The 12,093-nt window shown below is 41.7% G+C and carries 10 protein-coding genes; 3 read left to right on the top strand and 7 right to left on the bottom strand.

All coding sequences use genetic code 11. The annotated features are described in order from the left end of the window. On the bottom strand, positions 1 to 2,596 hold a 2,596-nt coding region (locus ACH2DQ_RS11795; RefSeq protein ID WP_395026843.1), incomplete at its 3' end, for a PA14 domain-containing protein. Between the two features lie 318 nt (positions 2,597 to 2,914). Between ACH2DQ_RS11795 and ACH2DQ_RS11800 the strand changes: the two genes are divergently transcribed. Further along, positions 2,915 to 4,012, top strand: a complete 1,098-nt coding sequence (locus ACH2DQ_RS11800; RefSeq protein ID WP_394913895.1) for a VanZ family protein — start codon at positions 2,915 to 2,917, stop codon at positions 4,010 to 4,012. A 91-nt stretch (positions 4,013 to 4,103) separates the two neighbouring features. Beyond that, on the top strand, positions 4,104 to 4,829 hold the full coding sequence (locus ACH2DQ_RS11805; protein WP_394913896.1) for a glycerophosphodiester phosphodiesterase: 726 nt from the start codon (positions 4,104 to 4,106) through the stop codon (positions 4,827 to 4,829). Between the two features lie 206 nt (positions 4,830 to 5,035). Here the strand turns inward: ACH2DQ_RS11805 and ACH2DQ_RS11810 are convergent, their stop codons facing one another. From ACH2DQ_RS11810 to ACH2DQ_RS11820, 3 genes are all read right to left on the bottom strand, one after another. Next, positions 5,036 to 5,659 carry a manganese efflux pump gene (locus ACH2DQ_RS11810; RefSeq protein WP_394913897.1) on the bottom strand — a complete coding sequence of 208 codons (624 nt, stop codon included), beginning with the start codon at positions 5,657 to 5,659 and terminating at the stop codon, positions 5,036 to 5,038. 315 nt (positions 5,660 to 5,974) lie between these two features. Beyond that, positions 5,975 to 7,780 (bottom strand): adenine deaminase C-terminal domain-containing protein, encoded by a 1,806-nt coding sequence (locus ACH2DQ_RS11815; RefSeq protein WP_394913898.1) that lies wholly within the window; start codon positions 7,778 to 7,780, stop codon positions 5,975 to 5,977. A gap of 9 nt (positions 7,781 to 7,789) precedes the next feature. Then, positions 7,790 to 9,094, bottom strand: a complete 1,305-nt coding sequence (locus ACH2DQ_RS11820; RefSeq protein WP_394913899.1) for an NCS2 family permease — start codon at positions 9,092 to 9,094, stop codon at positions 7,790 to 7,792. Positions 9,095 to 9,338: 244 nt separating this feature from the next. Here ACH2DQ_RS11820 and ACH2DQ_RS11825 point away from each other — a divergent pair, with 244 nt between their 5' ends. Further along, a complete protein-coding gene (locus tag ACH2DQ_RS11825; protein ID WP_394913900.1) occupies positions 9,339 to 10,253 on the top strand; it encodes a LysR family transcriptional regulator in 915 nt (304 codons plus the stop codon). A 43-nt stretch (positions 10,254 to 10,296) separates the two neighbouring features. Here the strand turns inward: ACH2DQ_RS11825 and ACH2DQ_RS11830 are convergent, their stop codons facing one another. From ACH2DQ_RS11830 to ACH2DQ_RS11840, 3 genes are all read right to left on the bottom strand, one after another. Continuing rightward, the gene (locus ACH2DQ_RS11830) at positions 10,297 to 10,722 is read right to left on the bottom strand and encodes an Hsp20/alpha crystallin family protein (RefSeq protein WP_394913901.1); all 426 of its coding nucleotides are present in this window, start codon (positions 10,720 to 10,722) and stop codon (positions 10,297 to 10,299) included. A gap of 101 nt (positions 10,723 to 10,823) precedes the next feature. Next, positions 10,824 to 11,249 carry an Hsp20/alpha crystallin family protein gene (locus tag ACH2DQ_RS11835; RefSeq protein WP_394913902.1) on the bottom strand — a complete coding sequence of 142 codons (426 nt, stop codon included), beginning with the start codon at positions 11,247 to 11,249 and terminating at the stop codon, positions 10,824 to 10,826. A gap of 229 nt (positions 11,250 to 11,478) precedes the next feature. Then, positions 11,479 to 12,093 (bottom strand): site-specific integrase (locus tag ACH2DQ_RS11840; protein WP_395026848.1); only part of this gene is annotated, 615 nt, incomplete at its 5' end.

Genomic DNA, 12,093 nt, shown 5'->3' on the forward strand with positions numbered 1-12,093 from the left:
ATTTAAATTCAGCCACTGCATCGGTGATCTTATTGGTGTCCACTTTCAGAACAGATGCTATGATATCAAAATCCTTTGCATCTGCTGCTATTTCATCAATAACAGCAGCAAACTTATCCATATGCTCTTTTGCAATCTGACCTTCACCGGTTCCCGCTTCCGTATTTTTACGAAGAGCAGCTGCCTCTGTGAGACCCACATATAATTTTTCTCTCGCCGTAACATTTTCATACCACATTGCTTCCGGTGCATATAACTGATCTTCTCCAATCACGGATCTAACCCCATCCAATGTCCAGGACAGATTCATATCTTCCTTAAGATTCAGATTCTCTGCAATAACCGTAAGATTATAATAGATTCCCTTCTTCAGTTCAACTTTTCCGCTTTGGGCTTCTTTATATACATTTCCCGCATTTTGAGAAATAATTTTTTCATCATTCAAATACACCTGATAGTTACCGGAAGCCCCAAATGCCAATTCATAGGTTCCGGATACATGGGGTTTAATTTTACCGTTTAATTCTACATTTGCCGGTGCGTTCTCATTTCCCTCGTAATAGCTGACCAGGGAATTTAATGAAAACTGCTCTGATGACACCTCATTCGCCAATACCTCAGCCAGTTTTATCTGACCGCCTCCATTTTCCTGATAGATTTCTCCGATTAAACCTTTTTTTGTATTTGCCGGATAAAGGTTTTCCGTTGGAATTACTTCTTTTTCCTCTGCTCCGGGTTTCATCCATTCCAGCATAATATAAGCTCCGCCATACCCCTGGAAGTATTCAATACGAATATCATTTCTGCCCTCATTTAGATGAATTGGCTGACTTACCTGCTGCTTATCCCACTTCGATTCCCAGAAATCAATTGCCAGTTCATCATTTACCCAAAGGCGAAAACCATCATCTCCAATCAGATAAAAGGTGTAATCACCTGCTTCTTCTGCATTTACCTGTCCGCTAAAACGGAAAGAACCATATTCTTCCGAACCGTTATACTGGGATAATATTTTTTTAATGGAAAGTGATTTATCAAGTACTGGTGCAATTACTTCACCTTTTTTTTCTTCCAAAAAGATGTCTCCGTAAACTTCTGCCAGAAGTCCATGCTGGTCTTCCGCTGCTGTTTCTCCCTGGATTGCTTTTGCCGCCTGCCGAAAACACTCTGCCGGAACAACCTGCGCCTGACCTCCCTCCTTCTTCCAGGATAGGTTCAGATTAGCATCTCCATCGGCCTGTGCATAATTAATTCTGATTTTGTAAAGAAATCCTTTTTCCATATGTACCGGCTCACTGATCTTGGTCTGGTCTGAATGAAGTTTCCACGAGTTAATCTTAAGCTCATCATTGATCCAAAAACGAAATGCATCGTCCCCGTTCATTACAAATTCATAATCACCGCTCTCCTGGGGTGTTATATACCCGTGAATAATTGCAGAAGCATATTCACTGCTTCCATTACTTAGCTCTATTGCTTCTTTTAAACCTTCCCGTCCATCAAGATTTGGTAAAACCTGATTCACCGGTTCACCAGCAAATCCAAAGGATGTAATACTGGAGGGCTTACCGTTTACTTTATAAAACTGAGCCGTTAAACCTGCATCAGCCGGAGTTTTAACATGATAAAAAACTTTTTCCGGAATTACTTCCTTCGCTATATTTGCGTTTATGGATTCCCACGAAAGCTTTAGAACAGCACCGCCCCACCCCTGTAAATATTCGATCTTTATATCATGCAATCCTTCACTTAAAGCAACCTCTTTACTGGTCTGTTCCTTTTCCCATTCCTGTACCCAGAAATCAATGACCATTTTCCCGTCAATCCATATCCGGAATCCGTCATCTCCCCAGCCAAAGAATTTATAATCTCCAGCTTTTTCTACGTTTATTTTTCCGGTGAATCTGGCTGTAGCAAACTGCTCGTCCCCTTTATTTCCATTATATTTATCAAATACCGGTCTTAGATTCTGTCCACTTAAGGAAGGAAAAATCTGCTCTCCCGTTTTATTTTCAAAATTAAAGAGTTCAATTGAACCCCCGCGATAACCCTCTGTATTGAAAATCTCACCAAATAACCCGGTTTCCATATCTGCCAAAGCCTTTACGTTGTTTTCTTCGGTCACGTTTTCCGGCTCCTGTCCCAAGCCTGATTCATTCCCGGTTACGGTTAGGGCGTCAACATCCATTTCTTTTTTAGTTGTGGTCCCTTGTCCGCCGTTTGACTCCGTCTCTGTTTCTGTCTCTGTTTCTGTCTCTGTTTCTGCAAATTTGTCTGAATCAATTTCTGCCTCAGTAACGGAATTTATGCATGTGTCTGTGTCTGTAGCTATACCTGAATCTAAGTCTATAACTGGATTTGATTCTATTCCTATTTCTGATTTATTCTCCATTTCAGCACCTTCAGGCTGATTAATCTCTGTTTTTGTTCCGCGGTTCTCTGACTGCTCATATTCTGTTTCCAGCACCTGACCGCCGGCTGATACCGCCGCTTCATTATATCCGGATGCCGATACCGGCATCACGATTGTGTTTAGCACCAATGCCACAGACAACATTAAGCTGACGCCTCTGGCAAATCCATTCTTTCTCTTCATAACAATCCTCCGTTCCTTTTTTGCCGGGAAACACAGTTACAGCAAAGCATCACCCGAAATTTTATATTTATAAAAAATCATAGCATACAAACTCTGGTTTCTCTTTACAATATTTTGTTTGTATTTTTCACTTTTTTATCATTTTTGCTTTTTTCCACTGATCTTTCTATATAAAGAATGCAGATAAATGACGATGATCCAGGACCTGAAGTATCCGGCTTACAAAATTGTAAGTTATCTTCTTAAAATGTAAGCTGCAATTATGGCACCCAATAATTCATTTTGATATCATTAAGGCAAGAAAGGCGGTGCTATATTATGAATATATACCTGATCCCAATTAAAGAAGCTATTGCAGTTTTTCCATTACTCGCAATTATAATTACATTTCCATACATGATTTATCAATACCGAAAATATGGCTCCATACCGCTGTTCCGGTCCGTGATCATATACTCCTTTGTACTGTACCTGTTATGCATGTATTTTCTTGTAATACTGCCGCTTCCCTCCATTAGCGAGGTAGCCGGATACACAGGTCCCCAGACTCAGCTCGTTCCGTTCCAGTTTGTAAGGGATTTCTTAAGAGAAACAACTTTTCGGATCTCTTCACCAGGAACCTGGTTGAATGCACTGACACAAAACTGCTTTTTACAAGTCCTATTTAATATCCTGCTTTTTTTGCCTCTGGGTGTGTACCTTCGGTATTATTTCAGATGCAGCTGGAAAAAAGTATTACTGATCAGCTTTTCTCTGAGCCTGTTCTTTGAACTTACACAGTTAAGCGGATTATATGGAATTTATCCCAGGGGATACCGGTTATTCGACGTAGATGATCTGATGCTGAACACCGGAGGCGGAATGCTTGGCTATATCTCATCCGCAATAATTATGCGATTGCTGCCAAGCAGAGAACATCTGGATAAAATTGCATACGAAAAGGGGTTACACGTCTCTTTTTGCAGAAGGCTTGCCGCCTTTGTCCTTGACTGGACCATCCTTGCTGTTATCGGTGTACCAACTGTAATTCTGACAACCTTTATGCCACCAGTCTTTTTCCTGATCCAGTTTGCTGCCTGTTTCTTCCTTCCAGTTTTTTACTTTGTGCTGTGTACTTATCTTACAGATGGCTATACTCCTGGAAAATGGCTGCTGAAAATCCGAATTTCTTCCTGTGATGCAGAAAATAGACTTACACTGCAGCAATGTATTCTACGATTTGGAACACTATACCTGATTTTCATTCCATTTCTAATGATCTGGGCATGTTATCATCTGTTTTGTTCCTGTACCGGACGTTCCAGATCATTCATTTATGAACGTTTAAGCAGAACTGACTGCATTAGTACCATCCAACAGGATATTGCTCATCCCAAGTACCACAGACATTTTTTATTATCCTCCCATAAAATATAATTGTATCTCTTTCCAAAGAGTACTATAATGAACCAAAGCATTCATACACAAATGTATATGAACAGCCAAAATATATGAGTGAGGTTTCATTATGAAAACAAAGATCTGGGCACACCGAGGTGCTTCCGGTTATGCACCTGAAAATACGCTGGAAGCATTTGAACTTGCAATTCACCAGAATGCTGATGGTATTGAACTGGATATACAACTGACAAAAGACGGAGAAATCGTCGTTGCACATGATGAAAAAATTAATCGCGTAACCGGTAAAAATGGTTGGATTAAGGACTATACCCTTAAGGAATTAAAACAATTACCTTTTAACAGAACACATCCCGAATTTACAAAGGCATGTATTCCCACCTTAAAAGAAGTGTATGAATTGATATCCCCCACAAACCTTACCGTGAATGTCGAGCTTAAAACCAGCATCTGTTTTTATCCCGGAATAGAGGAAAAGGCATTGAAACTTGCCAGAGAAATGCAGATGGAAGAACGAATTATTTATTCCTCCTTTAACCACTATACCTTAAAATCTCTAAAAGAGCTGGATTCATCTGTCAGCACCGGGCTTCTCTATGAAGACGGCTGGATCAATGTTCCCGCTTACGGCAATAACATAGGGGTTAATGCCCTGCATCCCGCAACCTATCTTCTTCAGTATCCTGATTTTCTGGAGGATTGTAAGAGATACCATCTGCCTCTGCACGTGTGGACAGTCAATACAAAAGAACAGATGAAAAAAATAATGTTACTGGGAGTTGATGCGATTATAACAGATTTTCCTGACATTGCCCGAAAAATTTCAGATATTTAGAAAAAAGAGATAGCAGGATGTTCGGGTCAGGGATTTCGAAGTGTTTTTGGCGGATAGTATTCGATGGCTTCCATCGGATACTAAGCGGGCAATGAGATGCGAAATCCATCAGGATTTCGGAACGAATACCTGCGTGCCGCCAAAAAGTGCTTCGGAAAGGTTAGAAAATACCAGTTTTGCGGCCAGCTGACAGATTAGCTGTATTACTAGACAAACATTTCATATAAACCCATGCCAAAAATAATCAGTCCGGATACAACCGTTGCATACTTACCAAATATCCTTGACAGACATCCTCTGCCAAAACGCTGCCCGGCAGATATAAAAAAGTAACTTACTAAAAGCGTAAAAACGGAAGTCCAGAACACGGATAGACCGGTAATACTCCCAGCGATCCCAAGTCCTATATTATTTACGGTAAGTGCTAATGCCAATGTAACTGCCTCACGCATATCAATGTTTCCGGATCCGTCCTTATCTCCTTCTTCCATGCTTTTTTTCAGCCAGGTTTTATCCTTTTTCTGATTATCTTCCGAACCCGATTTCACCCGGTTCTTCCTAAACTCTTTCCAGATAAATTCAGCTATAAACAGTCCTCCCACAAAAACAAGAATAGACGATCCAATCAGATTTGCTGTCTCTGTGCTTATGATTTCGGTAAACAGTGATCCCAGAGACATGGACAAAAATGTACCAATCGCTGTGATACACGCAATTACAAGATTACTTTCCGGTTCTATCTTAATACGTTTTATACCATATGCAACGCCAATCGTCAGATTATCCAGATTAGCGGAAATTGCAAATAAAAATGCAGATAAAAAATGCATAAAACAAATTCACCACCCATATAATATTCGTTATATAGAATCATATGCATTTTTTATTATTCGGTGTCCTTTCCGGTTTTTTAGAGTAAATACAGATCTCTAACAAATTCTATGATATTTTTTGCTATTTTTTGCTATATTCACGTAATACCTTTTTCTCTGTATCTATATCACATCCCATAGCCTCTGTCTTGTCCACACTCTCCCTCTTATAACATACACATAAAAATACCCACAGCGAAGATCCACCAGATCTTCTCCGTGAGTACATATCTACTTCATCTATTCTCTTTTAATTCACTGATACCCTGTTTTCTAACTGATCACCAGTTCAACAATCTCTCCCTTTATCACATCCACCAGCCCTCTGTCGGTCAGTTTCAGTGCTGGGCTAACCGGCAGCCCCAATGTGCAGAGAGACATGACCGGATTGTAATGGCGATACCCCAGTTGAAAAAGGCTGTTTCGCACTTTCTTCAGCGCCGGACCAATTTCATCAACTGGGCGGTCTGACAGTATGCCAGCTACCGGGAGTGGTAGTTCTGCGCTGATTTTCCCCTGAAAAGCGGTGAGAATTCCACCCTGAAGCTCCTGGATTCTTTCCACAGCAGCCTGCATATCCCGGACATTTTCTCCTATTACAAATAAATTGTGATGGTCATGGAAATAGGTTGACGCCGACGCTCCTTCTTTCAGACAGTCCCCGGTGACAAAGCCATAACCGATATTCCCGTTTTTACCGTAACGCTCCAGTACCATAGCAAGAAGGCATCCGGTCCCTTCCCAGCAGATCTTATAATCTCTGACAGGCATAGATACTATTTTTTCACTGGTCTGCGTCCTACCATTTGAAACCTCAATGACCCGGACTTGTACACTTCCTGATTTCAGCTTGACACAAACCTGGAAATCTTCCGGTTTAAGTACCGGAATGCAGACGCTGTGATAATAATCCTCCGGGAAGATATGTCGATTCCCTGCCTGCTGATTTTCTCCTGGCTGGCTCTCTTCCGGCTGACTCTCTCCTGGCTGGCTCTCTTCCGGCTGAATTGTCCTCGCCAGCTTTCCTCCAGCCTGTTCTTTAGATGCAATAAGCTTTCCATCTTTATATACATAATCCGGTTCTAAACTGTCAAATCCGGTAATCAGGGCAAAATCGGCTGTTTTTCCAGGTGCCAGCACTCCTCTGTCCCTGAGGTTCATCCTTCTTGCATTGGTATAGGTCCCGCAGTAAATTGCTTCTTCTGTGGGGAACCCCATGCGAATTGCTTCCTCAAGTACCTTATTCAGCTGTCCTTCTTCATACAGCTTATCCGCCATTGTATCATCCGTTACAAATCCGCAGTGTTCATAAAGCCTGTTTTCCCGGATATAATCCAGAATTTCCGGCCTTAACATCTTCTCCTGCAATTCCACAAACATTCCATTTTCGAATCTCTGCTGTATTTCTTCCAGGGTATGCTCCGTATGATCTCCGTCAATGCCAAGATAGAGGAATTTAGCCAGGTCCAGCCCTGTAAGGGAGGGACAATGTCCTTCAATGACAAAATTGGGATCTTTTTTCCGCAGATATTTTAAAAACTTTGTAATCTCAAGATCATTTTCCCGGATGATCTGTCTGTAATTCATAATTTCTCCAACGCAGATTACCTCTTTTCTCTCAAGCAATTCTTTCATCGCCTGACAGTCAATAATCTCACCGGTTGTCTCCAGATTCTCATTGGTAGATGGTACACTGCTGGGAATGCCATAGAAGATATCAATGGGTGCATGCCCGCCATCCGCCATCATTTCATAAATTCCGTTTAGTCCTTTAATATTAGCCATCTCGTGAGGTTCAGAGACAACGGTAGTAACACCGCACTTTCCGGCAAAACCGGCAAATGTCCGGGGCGTCATCATAGAACTTTCGATATGCATGTGAATATCAATCAATCCGGGGATTATATAATAACCGGAAGCGTCCAGTTCTTTTTCGGCAGTAATTTCCGTCTTCCCATTTTCTTTCACATCAATATAATAAATTCTTCCGTCCAGCACATACACATCCGCCCTTCGGAAACACTTCAGATAACTGTTAAATACTTTCCCATTTCGAATTACTAAATCCACATTTTCCATATATATCTCCTATACAATGGTATAAAAATACAAGAGGCATACAATAACCAGAATATACATTACCTTAGAGATTTCTCTGATCTTGCCTGATGCGATTTTCATGATAAAATACGTAGGAATTGCAGCACAGATACCATTTGCAATGTTATTGGCAAAGATCGTAAATGTCACACAGACAAATGCGGGGATGCTCTCTGTAATTTCTTCATATTTAATATTCTTCATGGCGCTTAACATTCCGATTCCAATATAAATCAATACCGGCGCCGTTGCTGCTGATGGTATCATCAATGCAACCGGTGCGAAGAATAAAGCAAGGGCAAAACAGGCTGAAGTTGCAACTACCGTAAGTCCTGTCTTTCCACCAGCCTCTACGCCTGCGGAGGATTCCAGATAGGTCGTCATGCTGGGCATGCCAAATAATGCGCCAAAGCTGGTTGCAATTGCATCCACTTTAAAGCAGCGGTCAATCCCCGGCAGATTCCCGTCTTTGTCCAGATATCCCGCTTTTGCCCCAACACCCAGAACCGTACCAAAGGTAGAGAAGAAATCCGGTACAAAGAGTGCTATTAAGAATGGTATATACGCGAAGTTCAGTGCCCCTGCAATATCGATATTTAAGAACTGGGTTCCGATATTAGCCGGCATAGACAGGATGCTCTCCGGCAGCTTTGTAACACCAAATGGGATTCCCACAATGGTGGTAATCAAGATGGTTAAAATCATTCCTCCTGCAACATTACGTACTTTCATCACCAGAAGAATAATAAACCCAATCACCGTTACGATTACTTCCGGAGAAGCAAGATCTCCAAATGCCAAGCTTTTCTTGCTCTCATTTGCAATGATCAGACCACAGCTCTTTGCACCCAGCAGTGCAATAAACAGACCGATTCCGGCACTGACTGCATGTTTAAGGCTCATGGGTATCACTTTTACAACTGCTTCCCGCAGCCCCAAAAATGTAACCAGTATAAACAATACACCGCTTAGAAAAATTACACCTGCTGTAATCTCAGGGGAAATACCGTCATTTTGTATCATTGCCGTAACAATTCCAACGCTGCCAAGCCCCGGCGCCAGCGCAAACGGACGATTTGTAAAAATAGCCATTGCCACGCTGGTCAAAATAATCAGCAGTACCATCGCTGTCAGCATCACATGCTTATCCAGTCCTGCTGAACTCAGCATATTCGGTACTGTTGCCAATACATACGCCATTGTGACAAATGTGGTAACACCTGCAATCAACTCTGTTTTCAAATTCGTTTGGTACTTTGACAACTGAAACTGCTTCTCCAACCATTGTTTCATTTTCTTCTCTCCTTTTACGTGCTTTTATTCCCCTGCTGCTTCCTGCGTTACAAGTTTGATGTATCGTCAGAGCTGGCTGGGGGTATTCGACTTGCTTCTTTTCTATATCTATTGTATGATAAGGATAAAAGCATGTCCAATTCCTATTTACCATAATGATTATTCCAAAAGTGAATAACGGCTTATGGTAACTGCAGCAAACTATCGTATGCAGGTAAACTCTATCTTTATAATGAGGTATCCCATGAATATCAAAGAATTTGACTATATATTATGCATTGCAAAACACCAGAATATCACAAAGGCTGCGCAGGAATTGTATATTTCCCAGCCTACGCTGAGCAAGTACCTGCAGAAGCTGGAAAAACAATTAGGCTGCAAACTTTTCGGCAGGGTTGATAACCGTTATATCCCCACACATGCCGGGAAGCGGTATCTGGCATATGCGAAGAAAATGATGGCGCTCAATCAGGATTGGGAAAAAGAATTAAAAGACATTACCCAGTGCAATGAAGGGGAACTGAATATTGCCTTTCCCCTGATGCGCAGTTCCTGTATGATTCCCACTATTCTCCCTGCTTTTTACCAGAAATATCCTCATATCCGGATCAATTGCCTGGAAGAGACTTATGCCATACAGGAAAAACTCCTGCTGGATGACCAGATTGACTTTGCTATTTTTAATGAATCCTCTCCCCATCCCAAACTCACGTATGAATCTCTGGGCGAGGAAGAAATCGTACTTGTGGTGTCTCCCCGTCATCCGTTTGCATCTTTGGGCGTTATCGGACCGGACAGCCCCTATCCCTATATAGATCTCGCACTTTTTGCCAGCGACAACTTCATTTTGCATTTTCCGGAACAGACCACCGGAAGAATTGCTCTTGATCTATTTCGAAAACACAAAATCAGTCCCACCGTTTTTCTTCATACCAGAAATACCCAGGCGGCAGTTCTACTGGTCCTGCAGGATCTGGGCATATGTTTTGCACCGGAGAGTTATATCAAAAATATGCATTTTCAGACACCTCCCGTATGCTTTTCAGTAGGCAAACCCCGCATTAGCACCACTTTGAGCATTGCATACCGCAAGGGTTCCTATATGCCCCTTTACGCTCTGGATTTTATAAAAATGGTAAAAAATATGATGTCCCGCTGAGTCTTCAGCAGGACATCCCGTATCACATTTATGCATTTTGTTTTTATTGTATCGTAATGAGTTTTGGCTGCTCCTCAATTCTCCCGGCAGCTTCTTTGGGAATCATCAGACGCAGGATACCATCCTGGAATCCCGCCTGTATATCTTCCTGACGAACGCTGTCCCCCACATAGAAGGTTCGTTTGCAGGTACCTGTGAAACGTTCTCTGCGGATATAATTGCCATCCTTATCCGTTTCATCCCTGTTCTCATTCTTATTCGCGGTGATTGTCAGATATCCATCCTTCAGTTCTGCCCTTACATCCTCTTTCGCATACCCCGGCAGCTCCATATCAACCAGATAGTGATTGTCTTTTTCCTGAACATCTGTCTTCATGATCTGGGACGTGTTGTCTGAAAATGGTTTGCTAAAGAACGGGTCACGGAACAATTCATCAAATAAATCAAAAGCTCTGTTTGAAAGTAACATAAGTCATACCTCCTTGAAAATAACTGACTGGCGGCGTTAGCCGCAATACTACTTGTTTCTATATAATAAACTGCATCAGAGGGAAACATCCCCCTGGCAGATTACTGGATTGAAATCAGCTTTGGCTGATCGTCTTTCAAAACCGGCTCCTTGGGAATGCTGAGCCTTAAAATACCATCCTGGAATCCCGCCTGAATATCTTCCTGCCTTACCTGATCCCCCACATAAAAGGTTCGTTTGCAGGATCCGCTGTAACGTTCTCTTCTGATATATTTTCCTGCCTCGTCTTTCTCTTCTTTATTTTCATTTTTCACTGCTGTAATTGTCAGATTGCCGTCTTTTAATTCTGCCTTAATATCTTCTTTGGCATACCCCGGCAGTTCAATATCCACCAGATAATGATTCTCCTTTTCCTGGATGTCTGTCTTCATCACCTGGACAGTTCTGCTTTCCGTATAAGACGGATTGAAAAATGTGTCCTTGAACATCTCATCAAATAAATCATACGCTCTGTTTCTAAGTAACATAAGTCATACCTCCTTGGTTTTTATCTGAAATTGGTTTGTTGTAACTGTTTTATTTGTTATACATGTGTTATAACATATTTTATTAGCACTGTCAACCCTTGAGTGCTAACAATTTTTGATTTTTTTTGCAAACCCTTTAAAATCAATGGTTTGCAGCTATCTATTTCTCTTGAAATTGTCATTTTTTCTGTTTTGACACCAATTTGACACCAATTTTTATTTTCTGGTGTCAGAAGTTCACCGCCATGCTGTCCAGCTTTGCAATCTCGTTTTCAATCCTTGCCCTGTCGCCCAGATGGTTATATACCTCCATAGTCACGTCAATATGTGCATGACCCATGATATACTGTAATACCTTTATGTCCATCCGGCACTCTGCCATTCTGGTACAAGCTGTATGGCGCATGATATGAGCGGAGATTTTCGGGAGCAGTTCTGCTTTTCTGTGATCTTTCTTAGCGGCTTTTACTTCCTCTTTGTTATAGGCGTCTACTATGTTATATAACACGTTATTGACCGCACTCGGCATTAACGGTCTGCCCGTCTTTGCCATAAAGATGAACCCTTTATATCCCTCAACCTCAACATCTTTTCCTTTGCCTAGCATGAAGTTGATTTTTCGCTGTTCCTCAAATGCCCTAAGAACGTCTTGCGTCATGGGAATGGTGCGGATACCCGAATCTGTCTTTGGAGCTGATATATGAAAGCGGCAGCCATCACCCAGATTTTTGTAAATGAGCTGATGGTCTATGCTGACCGTCCTTGCTTTTGTGTCCACATCTTTCCATGTAAGACCAATCAATTCCCCACACCTTACCCCTGTGCCTATCATAATCGTCAGCAT

The organism is Robinsoniella sp. (assembly GCF_034124845.1).